The sequence below is a fragment of the Massilia aurea genome (genome assembly GCF_040790145.1).
Lineage (GTDB): Bacteria > Pseudomonadota > Gammaproteobacteria > Burkholderiales > Burkholderiaceae_D > Telluria > Telluria aurea_C.
The window spans coordinates 287,694-309,390 of the sequence record NZ_JBFMMP010000002.1 but is presented as its reverse complement, the minus strand read 5'-3'; the positions used below and the strand labels follow the sequence as shown (position 1 = coordinate 309,390).

18 protein-coding genes are annotated in these 21,697 nt (G+C 66.1%); 4 read left to right on the top strand and 14 right to left on the bottom strand.

Annotated features, from left to right (window positions below; all coding sequences use genetic code 11):
- Positions 1–83: 83 nt before the first annotated feature.
- From AB2N08_RS05925 to AB2N08_RS05900, 6 genes are all read right to left on the bottom strand, one after another.
- Positions 84–605, bottom strand: coding sequence for a DNA-deoxyinosine glycosylase (locus tag AB2N08_RS05925; protein ID WP_367609704.1), 522 nt, complete (start codon positions 603–605; stop codon positions 84–86).
- Between the two features lie 100 nt (positions 606–705).
- A complete protein-coding gene (locus tag AB2N08_RS05920; protein WP_367609703.1) occupies positions 706–2,199 on the bottom strand; it encodes an efflux transporter outer membrane subunit in 1,494 nt (497 codons plus the stop codon).
- Complete coding sequence (locus tag AB2N08_RS05915) at positions 2,199–5,381, bottom strand: efflux RND transporter permease subunit (RefSeq protein ID WP_367609702.1); 3,183 nt, start codon at positions 5,379–5,381, stop codon at positions 2,199–2,201. Before AB2N08_RS05915 ends, AB2N08_RS05920 begins: the two co-directional genes overlap by 1 nt.
- Before the next feature lie 6 nt (positions 5,382–5,387).
- Positions 5,388–6,575 carry an efflux RND transporter periplasmic adaptor subunit gene (locus tag AB2N08_RS05910; protein WP_367609701.1) on the bottom strand — a complete coding sequence of 396 codons (1,188 nt, stop codon included), beginning with the start codon at positions 6,573–6,575 and terminating at the stop codon, positions 5,388–5,390.
- 381 nt (positions 6,576–6,956) lie between these two features.
- Positions 6,957–7,802 carry an alpha/beta hydrolase gene (locus AB2N08_RS05905; protein ID WP_367609700.1) on the bottom strand — a complete coding sequence of 282 codons (846 nt, stop codon included), beginning with the start codon at positions 7,800–7,802 and terminating at the stop codon, positions 6,957–6,959.
- Positions 7,799–8,017 carry a hypothetical protein gene (locus AB2N08_RS05900; protein ID WP_367609699.1) on the bottom strand — a complete coding sequence of 73 codons (219 nt, stop codon included), beginning with the start codon at positions 8,015–8,017 and terminating at the stop codon, positions 7,799–7,801. Before AB2N08_RS05900 ends, AB2N08_RS05905 begins: the two co-directional genes overlap by 4 nt.
- A 140-nt stretch (positions 8,018–8,157) precedes the next feature.
- On the opposite strand from AB2N08_RS05900, the gene AB2N08_RS05895 reads away from it, so the two are divergent.
- The 4 genes from AB2N08_RS05895 to AB2N08_RS05880 all read left to right on the top strand — a co-directional run bounded on the left by AB2N08_RS05895 (position 8,158) and on the right by AB2N08_RS05880 (position 11,131).
- Positions 8,158–9,114, top strand: a complete 957-nt coding sequence (locus tag AB2N08_RS05895; RefSeq protein ID WP_367609698.1) for a LysR substrate-binding domain-containing protein — start codon at positions 8,158–8,160, stop codon at positions 9,112–9,114.
- A 59-nt stretch (positions 9,115–9,173) separates the two neighbouring features.
- Positions 9,174–9,620: an Mpo1 family 2-hydroxy fatty acid dioxygenase gene (locus tag AB2N08_RS05890; protein ID WP_367609697.1), complete on the top strand. Its 447-nt coding sequence runs from the start codon at positions 9,174–9,176 to the stop codon at positions 9,618–9,620.
- An 81-nt stretch (positions 9,621–9,701) separates the two neighbouring features.
- Positions 9,702–10,640 (top strand): DMT family transporter, encoded by a 939-nt coding sequence (locus AB2N08_RS05885; protein WP_367609696.1) that lies wholly within the window; start codon positions 9,702–9,704, stop codon positions 10,638–10,640.
- Complete coding sequence (locus AB2N08_RS05880; protein WP_367609695.1) at positions 10,637–11,131, top strand: GNAT family N-acetyltransferase; 495 nt, start codon at positions 10,637–10,639, stop codon at positions 11,129–11,131. The genes AB2N08_RS05885 and AB2N08_RS05880 overlap by 4 nt, the downstream gene beginning before the upstream one ends.
- Before the next feature lie 328 nt (positions 11,132–11,459).
- Here AB2N08_RS05880 and hutI read toward each other — a convergent pair whose 3' ends face one another.
- The 8 genes from hutI to ada all read right to left on the bottom strand — a co-directional run bounded on the left by hutI (position 11,460) and on the right by ada (position 21,663).
- Positions 11,460–12,662, bottom strand: a complete 1,203-nt coding sequence (gene hutI / locus AB2N08_RS05875) for an imidazolonepropionase (protein ID WP_367609694.1) — start codon at positions 12,660–12,662, stop codon at positions 11,460–11,462.
- Positions 12,655–13,260 (bottom strand): HutD/Ves family protein, encoded by a 606-nt coding sequence (locus tag AB2N08_RS05870; RefSeq protein WP_367609693.1) that lies wholly within the window; start codon positions 13,258–13,260, stop codon positions 12,655–12,657. Before AB2N08_RS05870 ends, hutI begins: the two co-directional genes overlap by 8 nt.
- Before the next feature lie 11 nt (positions 13,261–13,271).
- Positions 13,272–14,636: a formimidoylglutamate deiminase gene (locus AB2N08_RS05865; RefSeq protein WP_367609858.1), complete on the bottom strand. Its 1,365-nt coding sequence runs from the start codon at positions 14,634–14,636 to the stop codon at positions 13,272–13,274.
- A gap of 2 nt (positions 14,637–14,638) precedes the next feature.
- Positions 14,639–15,427, bottom strand: a complete 789-nt coding sequence (hutG, locus tag AB2N08_RS05860) for an N-formylglutamate deformylase (protein ID WP_367609692.1) — start codon at positions 15,425–15,427, stop codon at positions 14,639–14,641.
- Between the two features lie 16 nt (positions 15,428–15,443).
- Positions 15,444–16,976, bottom strand: a complete 1,533-nt coding sequence (hutH, locus tag AB2N08_RS05855; RefSeq protein ID WP_367609691.1) for a histidine ammonia-lyase — start codon at positions 16,974–16,976, stop codon at positions 15,444–15,446.
- A 4-nt stretch (positions 16,977–16,980) separates the two neighbouring features.
- Positions 16,981–18,702: a urocanate hydratase gene (gene hutU, locus AB2N08_RS05850; protein WP_367609690.1), complete on the bottom strand. Its 1,722-nt coding sequence runs from the start codon at positions 18,700–18,702 to the stop codon at positions 16,981–16,983.
- Positions 18,703–18,794: 92 nt separating this feature from the next.
- Positions 18,795–20,462 (bottom strand): amidohydrolase, encoded by a 1,668-nt coding sequence (locus AB2N08_RS05845; protein WP_367609689.1) that lies wholly within the window; start codon positions 20,460–20,462, stop codon positions 18,795–18,797.
- A gap of 97 nt (positions 20,463–20,559) precedes the next feature.
- A complete protein-coding gene (ada, locus tag AB2N08_RS05840; RefSeq protein ID WP_370662398.1) occupies positions 20,560–21,663 on the bottom strand; it encodes a bifunctional DNA-binding transcriptional regulator/O6-methylguanine-DNA methyltransferase Ada in 1,104 nt (367 codons plus the stop codon).
- Between the last annotated feature and the right edge of the window lie 34 nt (positions 21,664–21,697).

Genomic DNA, 21,697 nt, shown 5'->3' with positions numbered 1-21,697 from the left:
TGCGCGTCGGTGTCAATATGGGCACCAGTGTCGAGGACGCCAGTACTCGATTGCACAACGCAGACTGCTCAGCGCCAAGCGGCCTACAGGTGCGATGCGCCGCGCAAGGTCAGCCACACGGCCAACTTGTCCGCATACCGCAACGTGTACGCCGGGCTACTCGACGGCAAACATACGATGCGATAACGCTGCGCGTGCTCGCCCAGCGTCTTGACGCCCAGCCGCGCCGCCGTGCCGCCATTGAACGCAATCGTCTTTAGGTGCGGCAACCCCGCGATCAGCGCAAGCAGGTCATTGCCCGTGTGATCGCGGATTTTGCTATCGAGACTGCCGTCCCGCTCGGCCTCGGCCACCACGTCCCACAGGCCCACACCGTTCTCCAGCAACGTTTGCAGACGCGCCGTATAGGTGAGCGCCACCAGATCGCGCCCGATCACTTCCGACATCAGCATCCAGAACCGGTTCTGCTTGTTGCCGTAGTACTCCTGCTGTGCCAGCGACTTGGCGCCTGGCAAACTACCGAGCACGAGGATGCGGGTAGCCGCGTCGACGATCGGGTCGAAGCAGCGCTTGCGGCTCGCATGGGATACTTCCGAAGAAATCATGGCATGGCTCATCGCCGCATTCTAGCGCGGCCCTGACAAAAAAGCGGCGGTACGCTCACACGCACCGCCGCAAAGGGCAAACAACTCTTTTACCTGTAGATCAGCGCAGCGCCACCGCCGCATTGACCGGCTGCGCGGCATCCCAACCACCGCCCAGCGAACGTATCAACGCCACGGTCGTCAGCGCGCGGTCGCCGCGCAACTGCACTGCGGTGCGCTCAACGGTCGCCAGGGCGCGCTGCGCGTCCAGCAGTTCCAGATAGCCCGAGCGGCCCGCGTCGTACAGTTTTTGCGCCAGGTCGGCCGAACGGCGCGCCGACACCACGGCCGCGTCGATCTGCTCGGCCTGGCCCGCCAGGATGCGCAGGCCAGCCAGGTTGTCCTCGACCTCGGCGAACGCCGTCAGCACGCTCTGGCGATAGGTGCCCACCGATTCCTCGAGCACCGCTTCGCTGCGCACGACGTTGTTGCGGTTGCGGCCACCGTCGATGATCGGCATCGAGGCCAGCGCGCCGAGCACCCACGAACGGCTGCTCCACTTGAACACTTCCGAGAACACGCCGCCCACGCCGCCGCCATCGGCATTGATGGTCAAGGCCGGGAACATGGCGCCGCGCGCCACGCCGATGCGGGCGTTCGACGCTTCCATCGCCCGCTGTGCGGCGACGATGTCGGGCCGGCGCTCGAGCAGTGACGACGGCAGGCCGGCAGGAATCGCTGGCATCAGGCTGGCGTCAAGCAGCGGGCTCGGGCCGGCCACGTAATCGGCTGCCGGCTTGCCCAGCAAGACCGCCAGCGCATGTTCGGTGGTGGCGCGCTGGCGCTGCACGCCGATGGCTTCCGAACGCGCCGTGGCCAGCTCGGTGCGGGCGCGCGACAGGTCGAACTCGCCGATGTCGCCCAGGTCGAAGCGACGCTGCGTCAACTTGATGCTCTCCTCGCGCAGCCGCACCGTGTCGGCCAGCGTCACCAGTTCGGCGTCCAGCGCGCGCAGCCTGAAATAGGTCTGCGCCACGTCGGCCTGCAGCGCCAGCAGCACCGAGCGGAAGTTTGCTTCGGACGTCGCCGCGTCGCCCCGCGCCGCCGACACGCCGGCCGCCACGCGGCCGAACAGGTCGACCTCGTAGCTGGCCGACAGGCGCGCGCTGTAGCTGGTGTAGGCCGACGTGTCGGTGCCCTGCGGCAGGTTCGATTCGAACGGCGACAGGCGCGCACGCTGGGCGCCGATCCCGATGCCCACCTGCGGGATGCGATCGGCTTCGGCGATGCCGGCAATCGCGCGCGCCTGCTTGACGCGGCTGGCCGCGACCGACAGGTTGGCGTTATTGGCGGCAGCCTCCTCGATCAGGGAAGTCAGCGCCGGATCGTTGAAGGCGAGCCACCACTGGCCGCGCGGCTGCTGTTCGGCCGGCTGCGCCGGCTTCCAGCGCGCGCCGTCGATGCCGGACACTTCAACCGCCGCGGCGGGCGCCTGCGACTCGCGAAACGCACCGGGCGTGGCCACGTGCGGCTGCACGAAATCGGGCGTGGCGCAGGCCGTGAGCAGCAGGGCTGCCAGCAAAGGCGCGACGCCTTTTGCAATCATCGTATTCATCAGTGCACTCCTTCTGCGCTGTGCGCCACCACGGGTGTGGCGTGTACAGGTTTTTCAAATCGTTTTGCCAGCAAACGCAGCAAGACGTAGAACAGCGGCGTGAGGAACAGGCCGAAGAAGGTCACGCCCAGCATGCCCCAGAACACGGCGACACCGATGGCATGGCGCATCTCGGCGCCCGCGCCGCTCGAGAACACCAGCGGCACCACGCCGGCGATGAACGCGATCGACGTCATCAGGATCGGCCGCAGACGCAGGCGGCTCGCTTCCAGCGCGGCGTCGACGACACCGCGGCCATGGTCTTCCAGTTCGCGGGCGAATTCCACGATCAGGATCGCGTTCTTCGACGCCAGCCCCACCAGCACGAACAGCGCGATCTGCGTGAAGACATTGTTGTCGCCACCGGTGAGCTTGACGCCGATGAGCGCGCACAGGATCGACATCGGCACGATCAGGATGACCGACAGCGGCAGCGTCCAGCTTTCGTACTGGGCGGCCAGCACCAGGAATACCAGCAGCACGCACAGCGGGAACACATAGATCATCGTGTTACCCGACAGGACGTCCTGGTAGGTCAGCTCGGTCCATTCGTACGACACGCCCTTCGGCAGCACTTCTTTCGCGATGCGTTCCATCGCCGCCTGGGCCTGGCCGGACGACACGCCGGGCGCGCCGCCGCCATTCATCTCGGCCGACACATAACCGTTGTAGCGCGTGACGCGGTCGGGACCATACGTGTCCTTCACGCGCATCATCGACGACAGCGGAATCATCTCGCCGGTATTGCTGCGCACCTTGAACTGCTCGATCTGCTCGCGCTGCGAACGGAACGGCGCGTCGGCCTGCACCCGCACCTGGTAGGTACGACCAAACTGGTTGAAGTCGTTCACGTACAGCGAACCGAGATTCACCTGCAAGGTCTGGTTGATGCTCGCCAGCGGCACGCCCAGCTGCTTGGCTTTTACCCGGTCGATGTCGGCGTACAACTGCGGCACGTTGATCTGGAAGCCCGAGAACACGCCCGCCAGTTCCGGCGTCTGCGCGGCGCGCGCCGTCAGCGCCTGCACGGCCTTGTTCAGTTCTTCGTAGCCGACGTTGCCGCGATCTTCGATCATCATCTTGAAGCCGCCCGTCGTGCCCAGGCCATTGACCGGCGGTGGCGAGAGCACCATCACGAACGCATCCTCGACTGCGCCCATGCGCTTGTTGATCTCGGCGGCGATGGCCTCGGCGCTTTGCGCCTTGTCCTTGCGCTGGTCGAACGATTTCAGGCCGACGAACACGATGCCGGCGTTCGGTGCATTGGTAAATCCGTTGATCGACAGGCCCGGGAAGGCGATCGACGATTCGACACCGGGAATCTCCTGGGCGATCTTCGACATCTGGCGGATCACGGCGTCGGTGCGGTCGAGCGAGGCGGCGTCGGGCAGTTGCGCGAAGCCGATCAGGTAGGCCTTGTCTTGCGGCGGCACGAAGCCCGGCGGCACTGCCTTGAACATGAACACCGCAGCCACGGCCAGCGCCAGGTAGACGCCGATCGCAGCTGTCTTGCGGCGCAAGACACCCTTCACGCCGTGTTCATAGCGCTCGGACGAGCGGCCGAAGAAGCGGTTGAAGGCGCCGAAGAAGCGGCCCAGCACGGCGTCGATCATGCGCGTCAGGCGGTCTTTCGGCGCGTTGTGCGGCTTGAGCAGCGCGGCCGACAGGGCCGGGGCCAGCGTCAGCGACGCAAAGGCCGAGATCACCGTCGAAATCGCGATCGTCAGTGCGAACTGGCGATAGAACTGGCCGGTCAGGCCCGATACGAATGCAATCGGCACGAACACGGCGCACAGCACCAGTGCGATGGCGATGATCGGACCGCTGACCTCTTTCATCGCCTGGATGGTGGCGTCGCGCGGGTTCAAGCCATCGGCGATATTGCGCTCGACGTTTTCCACCACCACGATCGCATCGTCGACCACGATACCGATGGCCAGCACGAGGCCAAACAGCGACAGCGTATTGATCGAGAAGCCAAACGCCAGCATCACGGCAAAGGTACCGACCACCGACACCGGCACGGCCAGCAGCGGAATGATCGAGGCGCGCCAGGTCTGCAGGAAGATGATCACCACCAGGGCGACCAGCACCACTGCTTCGAACAGCGTCACGATGACCGAGTTGATCGACTCGCGCACGAACTGGGTCGGGTCATACACGATCGAGTACTTCACGCCTTCCGGGAAGTCGCCCGACAGCGCTTCCATGGTCGTGCGCACGTCGGCCGACAATTGCAGGTCGTTCGCGCCAGGTGCGGCGAAGATCGGGATCGCCACGGCCGACTTGTTGTTCAGCAGCGAGCGCAGTGCATAGGAACTTGAGCCAAGCTCCATGCGCGCGACGTCCTTGAGCAGCGTGGTGCCACCCTCGGCGTTGGTCTTCAGGACGATGTCGCCGAATTCGTCGGTGCTTTGCAGACGGCCCTGGGTATTGACCGTCAGCTGGAAGTCGGCGTCCTTCGCCGGGCCCTGGCCGATCACGCCGGCCGCGACCTGCACGTTCTGCTCGCGGATCGAATCGATCACGTCACCAGCAGTCAGGCCGCGCGCAGCGACTTTTTGTGGATCGAGCCAGACACGCATCGCGTAGTCGCCCGAGCCGAACAGCTGGACCTCGCCCATGCCCTTGATCCGGGCCAGCTGGTCCTTCACGTTGAGCACCGCGTAGTTGCGCAGGTACAGGTCGTCGTAGCGGCCGTCCGGTGAATTCAGGTGGACCACCATCGTCAGGTTGGGCGACGACTTCACGGTTGTCACGCCGATCTGGCGCACTTCTTCGGGCAGCCGTGGCAGCGCGCGTTGCACGCGGTTCTGCACCGCGGTCTCGGCTTGCTCGACATCGGTGCCGATCTTGAAGGTGACGGTCAGCGCCAGCGCGCCGTCGGACGTGTTTTGCGACGACATGTACAGCATGTCTTCGACGCCGTTGATCTGTTCCTCCAACGGCGTGGCCACGGTTTCGGCGATGACCTTGGGGTTCGCGCCCGGATACTGGGCGCGCACCACCACGGATGGCGGCGTGACTTCCGGGTACTCGGAAATCGGCAGCATGAAAATCGAGATCAGGCCGGCGACAAAAATGATCACCGACAGCACGACCGCGAAGATCGGTTTATCGACAAAGAATTTAGGGAAGTTCATGGCGATTTATGCTCCAGTTGCGGCCGCTGGGGTAGCCGGTGCGGCCTTGGCCACCATCGGCACGACCTGGGCGGCGATCGGTGCGCCGGGGCGCACGCGCTGCAGACCGCTCACGACGACCTTCTCGCCCGGCTTCAGGCCTTCGCGCACGATGCGCAAGCCATCGTCGAGCGGGCCCAGTTTGACGCTGCGGTATTCGGCCTTGCCGTCCTTGTCGACCACGTACACGAACTTGCGGTCCTGGTCGGTGTTGATGGCGCGGTCGACGATCAGGATCTGCTGGGTCGGCGCGCCGCCAGCGATCTGCACGCGGGCGAAGAGGCCCGGCGCCAGCGCGCGGTCGGCATTGGCCAGCGTGGCGCGCATGCGCACGCTGCCGCTGCGGCTATCGAGCTGGTTGTCGACGAATTCGAGCTTGCCGCTGTGCGGGAAGCCCGGTTCGCCGGCCAGGCCCACTTTCACGTCGACCGGCTGGCCGGCGTGGGTGCGGCGCGAAACGCGCAGATAGGTCGACTCATCGCCGTCGAAGCTGGCGTAGATGCGCTCGAGCGAGACGACGGACGTCAACACTGCGGTGGCGTCGACCAGGTTGCCGAGGGTGATTTCGGCCTTCGACACGCGCCCGTCGATCGGCGACGTGACACGGGTGTAGGCCAGGTTCAGGCGCGCCGTTTCATGCTCGGCTTGCGCTGCGCGCACGCTGGCGTCCAGTTCTTTCTGGCCGGCCGAACGTTCGTCGAGCTCGCGCTGGGCGATGGCCTTGTCGGCCACCAGGCGCTCGGCGCGCTGCAGTTCCAGGCGGGCCAGGTCGGCGCGCGCCTGCGCGGCGGCGGCAACGGCTTTTGTGCGGTCGGCTTCGGCCTGGTAGGGCCGTGGATCGATCACGAACAGCACGTCGCCCTTTTTCACTTCGGCGCCCGGCTTGAAGTTCACGGCGGTGATGTAACCCGACACGCGCGGCCGGATCGAGACGACCTCGATCGCTTCCAGGCGACCGGAGAATTCCTGCGTTTCCGTCACGGCCCGCTGGACGACGACGGCGCTCGTGACCGGCGGCGCGGCCGGTGCGGCCGCTGCCGGTGCGTCGTCACTGTTGGCGTCGGCGCAGCCGGTCAAACCGGCGCCCGCGAGACCTGCGATTGCCAGCGCGGCGATGATGACGCGCAGTTTGCCCATCCCTAATTGGTTATTCATGATTAACCTTTCTTATTAAAAACGATAAAAGACAACGATAAAAAAAGACAATAAAACCCCGTCCCGCGTCGCTGGCATGTCGGACCGGACGAAACGCAGGCAAAACGAATCCCCTTCCGCGCCGGAGCGAGGAAAGAATTCCCGTTATCTGATGTGGAGCCGCACAGTGCCGGGTGGCTTATCCCGGCAGGCGGCTGCGCGTTACCGGCAAGGCCGGTGCTGCGCCTGGGCGCCGTGATTCATGAGCACTCCCGCTTGATGATCGACTCTTACTTACCCTTGTGCCGGCAAAAATGCAGAGACAGCCGGTCCCCCGCCGTGCGTGTGGCACGGTGTCTCTCTTGCGATTATTCGTGATCGATAGACCTTGGCGTTACCCGGTCAGGTGACCTGGCGCCCCTCCAGGCGTGCCAGGAAGTTGGCGATTTCACCCATCGCCTGCCACTTGCAGGCGCATTCATTGCGGCCGTTCGGGTCTTCCAGATCGGCTGGCGCCATGCGCCGCACGGTGGTGCAGATGCCGGCATTGATCAGTTTTGCGCCATACAGCTCGGCTTCGTCGCGCAGCGGATCGTCTTCGGCCGACAGGATCAGCGCCGGCGCCAGGTTCTTCAGGCGGCTCGAATGCAGCGGCGCCGCATACGGATGCGAGCGGTCGGCCGCATGGGGCAGGTAGCCGCGATAGGCTTCGGCGCAGATCGTGGCGGCCTTTTCGCGGTTGGAGCATTGTGTCAGCTGGCGCATCGAGCAGGTGCTGAGGGCCGGATCGAGCATCGGCATGACCAGGATCTGGCCGGCCAGCGCCGGGCCGCCACGGTCGCGCGACATCAGCGCGCACACGGCCGCCAGATTGGCGCCGGCTTCGATGCCGGCGGTCACCAGCAACTTGCCGTTCCAGCCGAGCTTGGTCTTGTTCTTCTTGGCCCATTGCAAGACCGCATGCGCATCCTCGACGGCGGCCGGGAACGGGCTGACGGTGGCCAGCGTGTAGCTTGGCGCCAGCACCAGCGGCAGATGGTCGCATTCGGCCAGCGAGCGCAAAAAGTCATCTGCCTCGTCGAGGTCGCCGCTGTCGAAGCCGCCGCCGTGGTAGAACACGACCAGCATGTCGCGCTTGGTGGGCGGGCCGGCGGCGTACAGGCGCGCAGGCAGCGGACCGGCCGCGCCGACGACTTCCAGGTCACGCACCTTCAGCGCGCGGTCCGGGATATCGCTGACAGTATTCATGGCGCGACCTGCCCGACCTGGAGCTCGACGATGCGTTCGTCGACGACGGCGCAATCGCCGATGCAGCTCATCTGCATCTGCATCGACAGCGCCCGCACGCCGCGCGCTTCGGCACCGGCGGCGCGGGAATAAGCATCCGTGCACAGCAATCCCGCCAGCGCGACGCCGCTAAGCGCAACTGCAACCGTGGTAAAAATGCCGTCTCGAATACTCATGGCCTGCTCCGTCTTCTCAAGTAATTACTTTGTTGCGATGCACACATAATAGTCTTCATCTACAATCAGATAAAGATGGCAATACCGAATTGATTGTTCAGATTCCTGAACAATGACGCGATTTTTGATCTGAAAGCTCGATGAACAAGCTGCAAGCCATGGAAGTGTTCGTGCAAGTAGTCGATGCCGGCAGCTTTACGCGCGCCGCCGACAGCCTGCAAATGCCAAAGGCGACGGTGTCCACGCTGATCCAATCGCTGGAAACGTCCCTCGCCTCGCGCCTGCTGCATCGCACGACGCGCCATGTGTCCGTCACATCGGACGGCGCCGCCTATTACGAGCGCTGCGTGCGGATCCTGTCGGACGTACGCGACGCCGAAGAATCGCTCACGCGCCACCGCTTCAGCCCCAGCGGCCGGCTGCGCGTGGACGCACCGACGGGCCTGACCTGCGAAATCCTGATTCCGGCGTTGCCCGACTTCTTCGAGCGCTATCCTGATATTACCCTCGAGATGGGCAGCACCGATCGGCCGGTCGACCTGATCGAGGAAGGCGTCGACTGCGCCGTGCGCGGCGGCGACCTGATCGACAGCAACCTGATCGCGCGCCGCGTCGGCGTGATCAATTTCGTCACGTGCGCGGCGCCATCGTATATCGAGCGCTTCGGCATGCCGCTGCATCCGAACGATCTGGAGCGACATCGCTGTGTCAATTATTTTTCGTCCAAGTCGGGCAAGGTCAGCGGGTGGGATTTCACCCGCGACGGGGAACGGATCGAGGTCATGCTGCCCGGCGCCATCGCGCTCAACGACTCGAACGCCTATGTGAAGGCAGGCCTGGCGGGTCTGGGCGTGATCAATATGACCGACTACCTTTTGTCCGAGCAACTCGCTACCGGACAGATGGTGCGACTGCTGCCGGAATGGCGCTGCGATCCGATTCCCGTGCACGTGGTGTACCCGCACAACCGCCATTTGTCGGCCAAGGTGCGCGTGTTCGTCGAATGGGTGTCCGAGCTGTTCGCGAACAATCCCCATCTGCGGGTGCAGCCCGCCGATACCACGGCGCCCACGCCGGCGCTGCCAGGGACGCGATGAGCCAGCCAGCCGGTTGAAAGCGGCGGTAGAATCGTCTTTACAATAAAGAGGAGACGCCCATGCACACCGCATCCACGCCCCGCGCCATCGATGACTTGCTGGCGCGCTATGGCGAGAGTCACCGCAATCCCGTCAATGAGCTGATCCACATCGTCTGCATTCCGGCGATCGTGTTCAGTCTGCTGGGCATCCTGTGGGCGGTCCATCCGGCCGTGGCGCTGCTGGTCGTGGCGGGAGCGCTGGCGTATTACGTCACCCTGTCGCGCCCGTTCGCACTGGGCATGGGCGTCATGGCCGGTGCCATGCTGGTACTGCTGGCCATGCTGCCGGATGGCACCGTGCTGCCGACATCGATCGGCGTGTTCGTCGCCGCCTGGATCGGCCAGTTCATCGGGCACCATATCGAGGGCAAGAAGCCATCGTTCTTCGACGATCTGCGCTTTCTGCTGATCGGGCCACTGTTCGTGCTGAGCATTCTGTACCGGCGTATCCGGGTCGCCTGGTGATGTTGCTTTTCTACTACATCGGCTGAGCCGTTCAAGCAATCGATGCCGGCAGGAACCAGGCGGGCCATCTATACTCCCGCGATGTCTTCTCCCGTCCTCTTCATCATCGCGTCCCTGATCTGGGGCTCGACCTTCTGGGCCATCACGTTGCAACTGGGGCACACCGCGCCGGCCGTGTCGGTGGCCTACCGGTTCTTCCTCGCCGCCGCTGCGCTGTTCGCCGTGTGCCTGGCGCGCCGCGAGCGCCTGAGCCTGCCATGGCGCACGCACCGCTGGATGGCGCTGCAGGGCGGCCTGACCTTCGGCATCTCGTACATCTGCACCTATCATTCCGAGCAGCACGTGGTGTCCGGCCTGGTGGCCGTGATGTTCGCGCTGATGGTGTTCTGGACGCCGATCTGGAGCCGCATCTTCTTCGGCACCGCCATCAACCGCCGCACCTGGGCTTGCGGCGCGGCCGCCACGGTGGGCGTCGCACTGCTGTTCTGGCACGCCATCGGCGACGCCTGGGCCGCGATCCAGGCCGGCGGCAACGACCACTTCATCGCCGGCGTCGTGCTGGCGCTGGCTGCCACCATGGCCAGCTCGGCCGGCAGCATCGTCGTCGCCAAAGTAAAGGAACAATCATCGAACCTGCCGTTGACGATGGCATGGTCGATGCTGTGGGGCGCGTCGATGGTGGCCGTATGGTCGCTCGCCACCGGCGACGCCTTTACCTTGCCCGACAGCGGCACCTACTGGGCGGGCCTGTTTTACCTGTCGATCTTCGGCTCGGTCATCGCCTTCTTCGCCTACTTCACGCTGATCGCCCGCATTGGCGCCAACAAGGCCGTGTACATCGGCGTCGTCACGCCCGTACTGTCCGTGCTGCTGTCGGTACTGCTGGAAGACTACCGGCCCGGCGCGCTCGAATTTCTGGGCATGCTCGTGTGCCTGGCGAGCGTCGCCTGGGCCGTGCGCGCCCCTGCTTTCAGGAGCGTGCAATCGGCTAACCTGAACAATCCCATCGAATCCCCATGAAACCTGACACCACGTTTTCCATCCGCCCTGCCCGTCCCGATGACGTCACGCACATCCACGCCATGATCGTGGAACTGGCCGTCTTTGAAAAACTCGAACACCTGGTGGTGGCCACCGAAGCGCTGCTGCACGAAGGCCTGTTCGGCGCGCAGCCGTCGTGCGAGGCGATCGTCGGCGAAGAGAACGGCGAAGTGGTCACCTTCGCCCTGTTCTTCCATAACTTCTCGACCTTCCTCACCAAGAAAGGTCTGTACCTTGAAGACCTGTATGTGAAGCAGGCGCATCGCGGCAAGAATATCGGCACGCGCATGCTGCAGCGCCTGGCACAGCTGGCGGTCGAACGCGGCTGCGGGCGCTTCGAATGGTCGGTGCTGGATTGGAACGAGCCTGCGATCAATTTTTACAAGGCGATGGGCGCGGATGTGATGCCCGATTGGCGTATCTGCCGCGTGACGGGCGACAGCCTGACGGCGCTGGCAGAGCGCGGCTGATAGTGGGACTGAAAAACGCGGCTGAAAGCGCGGCTGCGCGCTAAACCCGACCGACAAAGAAAAACCCACGACGCGTTGGCGCCGTGGGCAAACCCATTTTGGCAAATGGGGAGGGGAGAAGTTGAATCACGAGATGGACTATAGCCAGCGATTCTTAACGATCCATTAAGCTTTACATTTGCTTACGGTAGTCGGCGTCGCCGTTACGTCGGTAAGTACAAATCGCGAGATTCATCTTCCCTGACGCGGAAATAACGGGCTTGAGGGCGATCAATCGCATACCCACTGTGTACACGCGTGTTGCGTGCGCGGGACAGCAGCTGCAGGCTCAACCGATGGTACGCAGGATGCCGCCCTGGATGACGGCCTGGCAGGGATTGAAGCCGATCGCGTAGGCGAGGTCGGCGGGGCGCGCGATGTTCCACAGCGCCAGGTCGGCGCGCTTGCCGACCTTTAACGTACCGAGCTCGTCTTGCAAACCCAGCGCGCGCGCCGCGTGCGCGGTCACGCCCAGCAACGCTTCTTGCGGCGTCAGGCGCCACAGCGTGCACGCCATATTCATCGCCAGCAGCAACGACGTCATTGGCGACGTGCCGGGATTGCAATCGGTGGCCACGGCCAGCGGCACGCCGGCGGCGCGCAATCCTGCGATCGGCGGCATCGTCGTTTCACGCAGATAGTAATACGCGCCGGGCAGCAGCACGGCAACGGTGCCGGCGCGCGCCATCGCGGCGATGCCCTGCTCGCTCAGGTGTTCCAGATGATCGGCCGACAAGCCGCCGTAGCGCGCCACGAGTTCGGCCCCGCCCTGGTCGGACAGCTGCTCTGCATGCAGCTTGACTGGCAAGCCCAGCGCGCGTGCTTTCGCGAACACGCGCTCGGTCTGCGCCGGTGTAAAACCAATGCGCTCACAAAACGCGTCGACCGCGTCGACCAGGCCCTGCCCCGCCAGCGCTGGCAGCATGACCTCGCACACTTCGGTCACGTAATCGTTCTGGCGCCCCGCGAATTCGGGCGGCAGCGCGTGCGCGCCAAGGAAGGTGGTGACGACCCGCACCGGCAACAATTCGCCGATCCGGCGCGCCGCGCGCAGCATGCGCTCTTCGCCATCGAATGCCAGGCCGTAGCCCGATTTGATCTCGAGCGTCGTCACGCCCTCGGCCAGCAAGGCTTTTACACGCGGCAGGCTGGCCGCGACCAATGCATCGACGTCGAGCGCGCGCGTGGCGCGCACCGTGGCCATGATGCCGCCGCCCTGGCGCGCGATGTCTTCGTAGGTGGCGCCGTTCAGGCGCGCTTCCCATTCATTGCTGCGGTTGCCGCCATACACGATGTGCGTGTGGCAGTCGACCAGGCCGGGCGTCATCCAGGCGCCGCCGCAATCGTGTTCGTGCGCGGCCGTTGGCGCGTCGCGCCGTGCGCCGATCCAGGCGATGCGGCCATCCTTGACGGCCAGCGCGGCGTCGTGCAATTCGCCGTAGCCGTGTTCCATCGTGGCCAGGCGCACGTTGGACAGCAGCAGGTCAGTCATACATCGCTTCGTCGTCGTCCTCGGAATAATAATGGACGTCGACGATATAGATGGTGGCCTGCCCCGCTTCGAGCGTCCATACGGTGCCCTGGTCGAGCACCACGGCGTCGTAGCGCACCAGGCCAATGCGCTCGCTGTCGCTGGCCAGCTGCAGGCTGTCGCCTTCGGCCAGAAACAGCACCGTGACCTCGGCGCGCGCAATGAAGGTCGAGTCACCGCTCAGGCGCCGCCGGCCGAACTGGTGATAACAGCGCTCGCTGCGCGACATCACATTGAAGTCGGTCGTCGGCCCGCGATTGAGCCTGGCCCGCACCTCCGAGCTGCCGTCGAACGCCACCACCGGTTCGGCGGCCGTGATCAGGGTGGGCTCGCCGTCGATCTGCAAGGTCATGCCATGGCCCTCGACCAGCGCCAGCGTGCGGTCGACGCCCTCGAACTGCGAGAACGCGCCGTCTTCGGCGATGGTCGCCAGGCTGACGCGCCAGTCGAAGTTGTCGAAGCCGGCGTCGAGCGGGCCGATCGCGATCTCGGTCGTGTTGCCGCCGCCGTTCTTCCACGGTACCGGGGCCAGGCCTGCAAACGGAATCAAGACAGTCATGTGGTCACCTTTTAAGAGCGCAAATCCCGGAGCGCCTGGCGGTAGCGCAGCGCAATCGCCTCCTGCGCACGGTGGCGGCCGGCCTGCACCACCCAGCGCCCGCCGCACAGCACGTCGCGCACGAGATTGTCGTTACCGCAAAATACCAGGCGGCTCAGCACTTCGGCGTGGTCGACGCCATCGAGGTTCGGATGGTTCGCATCCAGCACCAGGAGGTCGGCGCGCCGCCCTGGCGCCAATGCGCCAACGCGCCGGCCGGTCGCCTGCGCACCGCCGGCTAACGCAGCTTGCCACAAAAAGTCGCCGACGCTGCGCTGCGCTGGCACGTGCGCCACATTGCGCTGCCGGTGCTGCAGGCGCTGGCCGTATTCGAGCCAGCGCAATTCTTCGACGGGACTCTGCGATACATGGCTGTCGCTGCCGATGCCGAAGCGCCCGCCGGCGGCGATGTACGGCGCCAGCGGAAACAGGCCGTCGCCCAGATTGGCTTCGGTGGTCGGGCACAGGCCGGCGACCGCGCCGCTGGCGGCCAGCGCCGTCACTTCATGCTCGTCCAGGTGCGTTGCGTGCACGAGGCACCAGCGTGGATCGAGCGCGATCTGGTCGAACAGGCAGGCGACGGGGCGCTGGCCCGTGTGCGCGAGACACTGCGTCACCTCGGCCTGTTGTTCGGCGATGTGGATGTGCAACGGCCGTTCGGCGGGCAAGCCGGCGGCCAGCGCGCGGATCGCATCGATGCCGGCCGCGCGCAGCGAATGTGGCGCGGCGCCCACTTCGAGCTGGCCACTCCGCAGCGGCGCCAGTGCATCGGCGATGGCCAGCACGTCGTCGACGTTCGTGCGAAAGCGCGCCTGGCCGGGCGTGAGCGGCTGCGCGCCGAAACCGGCGTGGCTGTACAGCACCGGCAGCAGCGTCACGCCCATGCCGGCCAGTTGCCCGGCGGCGGCCACGCGTTCGGCGGTTTCGGCTGGCCGCGCATAGCTGGCGCCATCGATGTCGCGCTGCAGGTAATGAAATTCGCACACCGACGTGTAGCCATGGCGCAGGCACTCGGCGAACAGCTGCGCGGCGATGGCTTCGATCTGGTCCGGCGTGATGCGCGCGGCGAAGCGGTACATCAGGTCGCGCCAGGTCCAGAAGCTGTCCGGGCCTTCGCTGCCCTGCTCGGTCAAGCCGCCCAGCGCGCGCTGGAACGCATGCGAGTGCAGGTTGATCATCCCCGGCAGCACGTACTCGGCGCGCGCCACGTTCAAGGGCGGGCGCACACCGGGCGCGACCTGCGTCAGGTCGCCGTGGCTGTCCCATTCGAGCAGCACGTCGCGCTGCCAGCCCTGCGGCAGCAGCGCATGGCGCGCGAACAGCGCGCCGTTGTTCATGCTCATGGCCGCGCCCAGTCGACAGCGGCGCCTATCATGTCGCGCAGCAGCGGCTGCAGCGTAGCGGCAACCTCGGGGCGGTATTCGAACGGGGGCGCCTCGTTCATGTACAGGTACTGGCATTTCTCGAGCTGGATCGCGTGCACGCCCAGTGCCGGTTCGCCGTAATGGCGCGTGATGTGGCCGCCCTTGAAGCGGCCGTTCAGGGCAATCGAGAAGCGGTCTTGTGCCCGCGCCACGCCCAGCACGGCAGCCTCCAGGCCCGGATCGCACGATGTGCCTTCGGCCGTGCCGAAGTTCAGGTCGGGCAGCTTGCCCTCGAAAAAGCGCGGCACGATCGAGGCGATGGAATGCGCTTCCCACAGCACCACGCGCCCATGTTCAGCTTTCAAGCGCGTGAGCTCCGCGCGCAGCTGCGTGTGATACGGCTGCCAGTACAGCGCCAGGCGCCGCTGCACCTCGGCTTCATCGGGCTCCATCCCGGCCCGGTACAGGCGTTCGCGCCCGAAGGTATCGAGCGGGCACAGGCCCGTCGTGTCCAGGCCCGGATACAGGTTGGTGTTTTCGGGTGGGCGATTCAGGTCGATCAGGTAGCGCGACCAGCGCGCCGAGATGGTCGAGATGCCCATCTCGGCGAGAAAATCGTACAGCTCCGGCAAGTGCCAGTCGGTGTCGGCGCGCGCCGCGGCGCACGGCGCCAGGCTGCCCGCCACGTCATCGGGGATATCGGTGCCCGCATGCGGCATCGATACCAGCATGGGAAGCCTGCCTGCCTTGAACCGGAACGCCATCGCTACTCCTTGAATGTTATGGGTGCAGCACCGCGAACAGCGCCTTGCACGACGCCGACAGTGCGCCCTGCCACACCATCGCGCGCGCCGCCTCGATGTCCGGCGCGAAGAAGCGGTCGGCGTCGTACGCCGCGACCTGCTCGCGCAACTGCGCGTGGACGGTTTCGAGCGTGGGCGAACTGCGCAGCGGACGGTGGAACTCGATGCCCTGGCACGCGGCCAGCAACTCGATGCCGACGATTACACAGGTATTGTGCGCCATCTGATGAAGACGGCGCGCCGCGAAGGTGGCCATGCTGACATGGTCTTCCTGGTTGGCCGACGTCGGCAGGCTGTCGACGCTGGCCGGATGGGCCAGCGACTTGTTCTCGGACGCCAGCGCCGCCGCCGTCACGTGGGCGATCATGAAGCCGGAATTCAGGCCCGGCTCGCGCACGAGGAACGCCGGCAGGCCGGACAGGTTGGCGTCGATCAGCAGCGCGATGCGGCGCTCGGCCAGCGCGCCGATTTCGGCAATGGCCAGCGCCAGCGAGTCGGCGGCAAACGCCACCGGCTCGGCGTGGAAATTCCCGCCTGACAGGATCACGCCGCCGTCGAATAGCAGCGGGTTGTCGGTGACGGCATTGGCTTCGATGAGCAGCGTGCGCCCCGCGTTGGCGATCAGGTCCATCACGGCGCCCATCACCTGCGGCTGGCAGCGCAGGCTGTACGGGTCTTGCACGCGTTCGTCGCCGACCAGGTGCGAGGCGCGGATCGCGCTGCCGGCCACCAGTTCGCGGTAGATGGCGGCCGCCGCGATCTGGCCCGGCTGGCCGCGCACCGCGTGGATGCGGGCGTCGAACGGCGCATCGCTGCCGCGTGCGGCGTCGACCGACAGCGCGCCGGTGACCATTGCCGCTTCGAGCAGGCGCTCGGCCATGAACAGACCGTGCAGCGCCAGCGCAGTGGACACCTGCGTGCCGTTGATCAGCGCCAGCCCTTCTTTCGCGCCCAGCACGACCGGCGCGATGCCGGCCGCCGCCAGCGCATCGACGGCATCGACCAGCACGCCGTTGTGGCGCACCTGGCCCACGCCCAGCATCGCCAGCGTCATGTGCGCCAGCGGCGCCAGGTCGCCCGACGCACCCACCGACCCTTGCACGGGAATGGCCGGCATGATGTTGGCGTTGTACAGGGCAAGCAAGGTCTTGATAATCAGCGTCCGCACGCCCGAGTAGCCGCGCGCCAGGCTGCCGATCTTGGTCAGTAAAATCAGCCGCACGATGTGGTCGTCGATCAGCGGGCCCGTGCCCACCGCATGCGACAGGATCAGGTTGCGCTGCAGCGTCGCCAGTTGCTCGACCGGGATGTGGGCCTTGGCCAGGATGCCGAAACCCGTGTTGATGCCGTATGCCGGGTCGCCCTTGGCGACGATGGCTTCGACGGCGGCGTTCGAGGCTTCGATGCCGGCCCAGGCATCTACAGCGAGGGACAACGGTGCGTGTGCGGCCCAGGCGGCGCGCAGGTCGCTCAAGGCCAGCTGGCCCGGTTGCAATGTGAATTCGTTCATGTGTTTACTTGATCATGGGAAGGTTGAGGCCATTGCGCCGGGCGCAGTCGATGGCGGTGTCGTAGCCGGCGTCGGCGTGGCGCATCACGCCCGAGCCGCTGTCGTTGACCAGCACGCGCGCCAGGCGCTTGGCGGCGGCGTCGGTGCCGTCGGCAACGATCACCACCCCGGAGTGCTGCGAATAACCCATGCCCACGCCGCCACCGTGATGCAGCGAGACCCAGGTCGCGCCGCCGGCGGTATTAAGTAACGCGTTCAGCAGCGGCCAGTCGGACACCGCGTCGGTCCCGTCGCGCATCGCTTCCGTTTCGCGATTCGGGCTGGCGACCGAGCCGGTGTCCAGATGGTCGCGCCCGATCACGATCGGCGCCTTCAGTTCGCCCGTGCGTACCATCTCGTTGAACGCCAGGCCGGCCAGGTGGCGCTCGCCCAGGCCCAGCCAGCAGATGCGTGCCGGCAGGCCCTGGAACGCGATGCGATCGCGCGCCATGTCGAGCCAGCGGTGCACGCGCGCATCCATCGGGAACAGTTCCTTGATCTTGGCGTCCGTTTTATAAATGTCTTCCGGGTCGCCCGACAGCGCCACCCAGCGGAACGGGCCGCGCCCTTCGCAGAACTGCGGCCGGATATACGCCGGCACGAAGCCCGGGAAATCAAAGGCATCCTGCACGCCCTCATCCTTGGCCACCTGGCGGATATTGTTGCCGTAGTCGACCGCGTGGCAGCCCATGGCCTTGAAGTCGAGGATGGCGCGCACGTGCTGCGCGCACGATGCCGCCGCCTCGGCCTTCAGGCGCGCGTGCTGCGCCGGGTCATGCTGCGCGGCCTGCCACTGTTCGACGCTCCAGCCGAGCGGCAGGTAGCCGTTGATCAGGTCATGGGCCGAGGTCTGGTCGGTGACCAGATCGGGCTTGATGCCGCCCGCGCGGGCGCGTCGCACCAGTTCGGGCAGCACGTCGGCCGCGTTGCCGAGCAAGCCAATGGAGACGGCTTCGCGCCGTTCAGTGTGATGCGCGACCAGCGCCAGCGCCTCGTCGATATCGCGCGCCTGCTTGTCGAGGTAGCGCGTGCGCAGGCGAAAATCGATGCTGCTTTGCTGGCATTCGACGGTAAGCGATACTGCGCCGGCGAAGCTTGCCGCCAGCGGCTGCGCGCCGCCCATGCCGCCCAGGCCCGCCGTCAGGATCCAGCGCCCGAGCATGTCGCCGCCAAAGTGCTGGCGCCCTGCTTCGGCAAAGGTTTCGTAGGTACCCTGCACGATGCCCTGGGTGCCGATATAGATCCAGCTGCCGGCCGTCATCTGGCCGTACATGAAAAGACCCTTGCGATCGAGTTCGTTGAAATGCTCCCAGTCGGCCCACTTGGGTACCAGGTTGGAGTTCGCCAGCAGCACGCGCGGCGCGTCCGGGTGGGTCTGGAACACGCCCACCGGTTTGCCGGACTGGATCAGGAGGGTCTGGTCGTCTTCCAGGTCGCGCAACGAGGCCAGGATCTGGTCGTAGCAGGCCCAGTTACGGGCGGCGCGGCCGATGCCGCCATAGACGACGAGCCGCTGCGGGTTTTCCGCGACTTCGGCGTCGAGATTATTCTGGATCATGCGGTAGGCCGCTTCGGTCAGCCAGCTCTTGCAGCTGAGGGCTGTACCACGCGGCGCCCGGATCACGCGCGAGGGGTCGAATCGTGGATCGACGCGAGATTCGTCGATAAGACGGGCATCTTGAGACATGGCGGCTCCTTCGGGTAAGGGATACGGCGCGCCCAAGAAAGGCGCGCCGTTAGCTGCTCTGAAGTCTAGGTTGTCTATACAACTTCGTCAAATCATTTCTTGAAGACCTGCTTGCCCGCCACCCACGTCTCGAGTACGCCCGTCTTGTGGATGTCGTAGGTCGGCATCTTGAACAGGTCCTGGTTGATCACGATGAAGTCGGCCTGCTTGCCCGCCTCGAGCGAACCGAGGCTGTCTTCGCGGTGCCCGGCATAGGCGGCGTCCAACGTGAAGCAGCGGAACGCTTCCTTCAGTGACATCGCCTGGTTCGGATACCACCCGGCGATCGGCTGGCCCTGCGCATCCTGGCGCGTGACGGCGGCGTGCAGGCCGAAGAACGGGTTGGGCGCTTCGACCGGGAAGTCCGAGCCACAGGCAATGCTTGATCCCTGCTGCAGGAACGTGCGCCAGGCATACGCGCCCTTGATGCGCTCCGGCCCGACGCGGGTCTCGGCCATGTTCTTGTCCGATGTCGCGTGGGTCGGCTGCATCGACGGGATGATGCCGATCGCTTTGAAGCGCGGGATATCGGCCAGCTGCACGACCTGCGCGTGCTCGATGCGGTGCCGCTGTGCGCCACTCTTCGTTGCGCCCACTTCCTTCTGATAGATGTCGAGGATCTGCTTGTTGCCGGCGTCGCCAATGGCGTGCACATTGACCTGGTAGCCGCGCCGCATCGCCTTGGTCATCATGGCGTCCATCTGCGCGCTCTTGAAGAACAGCAGGCCGTGCGAGTGCGTGTCGTCGCTATACGGTTTGATCAGCGCCGCGCCGCGGCTGCCCAACGCGCCGTCTGAATACAGCTTCACGGCGCGCAGCGCGTACATGCCGTTGCCGTAGTCTTTCAATGGCCCGTTCTTGGCCAGGGTATCGAAATCGTCGCCAGCGCCGCCGATCATGCCGTATACGCGCGTGGTCAGCTTGCCGGCATCGGCGTAGGCGCGGTACAGGCGGTCCTGGGTGACGTCCACGCCGGCGTCGTGCACGCTGGTCAGGCCCACGCGCGCCAGCTCGCCCAGCGCGCGGTCCAACATCGTGCGCGCTTCAGCCTCGGTCTGCGCCGGCAGCACTTTCGTCAGCAGCTCCTGCGCGGTGTCGACCAGGACGCCGGTGGCTTCGCCATTGGCGTCGCGCACGATCTTGCCGCCCACTGGATCCGGCGTGGCTTTCGTGATGCCGGCCAGCGCGAGTGCGCGGCTGTTGGCCCAGCCGGCGTGGCCGTCGACGCGTTCGAGCCACACCGGGCGATCGCTCACGACGGCGTCGAGTTCGGCCGCGGTGGGAAAGCGCCCGAGCTTCCAGTTCTCCTGGTTCCAGCCGCGCCCGCGCAGCCATGGGTGCCCCGGGTTGGCGCGCGCGTAGTCGCCGATGGACTTGAGCGCGCCGGCCAGCGAGGTGCTGTTGAACAGGTCGAGCTGCGTCAGTTGCTGGCCCAGGCCGAACACGTGGCCGTGGGCGTCGATCAGGCCAGGCAGCAGCGTGCGCCCTCCCATGTCGATGCGCTTGGCCTGCGGCGCCTTGGCCGCGACGTCCGCGCTGGCGCCCACCGCGATGATGCGGCCCGCGTCGTCAAATGCAATGGCGCTGAACTGCACCAGGTCGCCCCGCGTGTTGAGGGTGTAGCCGTTGGCGTTGTCGATCAAGGTGGCGGCATGGGCCGACAGGCTGCCGGCACAGGCCAGGACGAACAGGGAACACAGGGGGGTCAAGCGTGCGCGCATGCGTGGTTTTCTCCGTCGGTTGGGGGCCCGCGCATCGTGGGCGCGGCTCGGGAGAGTGTATAGAAATTCGCATGCCCGGCATAGCTCCGGAGCGCGTTCAACCCGGCGCGGATTGTTCCTGTTCGCGCGCCAGCAACGTGCGCTTGCGCTCGATCCCCCAGCGATAGCCCGACAGCGCCCCGCCCGTGCGCACCACGCGGTGACACGGAATCGCCACCGCCACCGGATTGGCGGCGCAGGCCCCCGCGACGGCGCGCGCACCGCCGGCCACGCCGACGATGTCGGCCAGTTCGGCGTAACTCACGGTGCGCCCGGCCGGGATGCTGCGCAGCGCCTGCCACACGCGCTGCTGGAATGCGGTGCCGCGCACGTCGAGTGGTAAATCGAGGCCAATGCGCGGCGCTTCGACCAGGCCGACCACCTGCGCCACGGTTCGCTCGAAGTCGCTGTCGGCGCCTTCCAGCACCGCCTGCGGAAAGCGCGCCTGCAGATCGTCCAGCAGCGGCGCCGGCGCATCGCCGATCAGGATCGCGCAGATACCGCGCGCGGTCGCCGCGACCAGGATCGCGCCCAGCGAGCACTGGCCCACTGCGAAGCGGATCGTCTCACCGCGCCCGCCAGCGCGGTAGTGCGTCGGCTGCATGCCCAGCACCGCGTTCGAGCCCGCATAGAAGCGCGCGCTGGAGCCGTAGCCGGCGTCAAAGATCGCGTCGAGCACCGGCGCGCCCTGCGCCAATTCGTGGCGTACGCGCTCGCCGCGCCTCGCCGCCGCATAGGCTTTGGGCGTGATCCCGGTATGCGCCTTGAACACGCGGTGAAAGTGAAAGCGGCTCATGCCGGCGGCCTGCGCCAGGCTGTCCAGGTCCGGCGCTTCGGCGGCGGCGTCGATCAGGCGGCAGACGCGCGCGACCGCTTCGCGCTGGCGCTGCGCCAGCGGCGGCAGGTGCGGCGCGCAGCGCAGGCAAGGCCGAAAGCCGGCCGCTTCGGCATCCCCGGTGCTGGCATGGAAGGCGACGTTGGCCCGGCCGGCGGCGCGCGACGGGCACGACGGCCGGCAATACACGCCGGTAGTGCGCACCGAGTAGACGAAGCGGCCGTCGAAGGCCGGGTCGCGCCGCTGCACGGCGGCCCAGCGCAGATCGTCGGTGTTGGTGTGGGTGCTGTCGGGGCGTTGTTCAAAATCCGGGGCAATGCAGGTCACAATCGTCTCCTTCGTCGTTGGCAATGTATCGTAG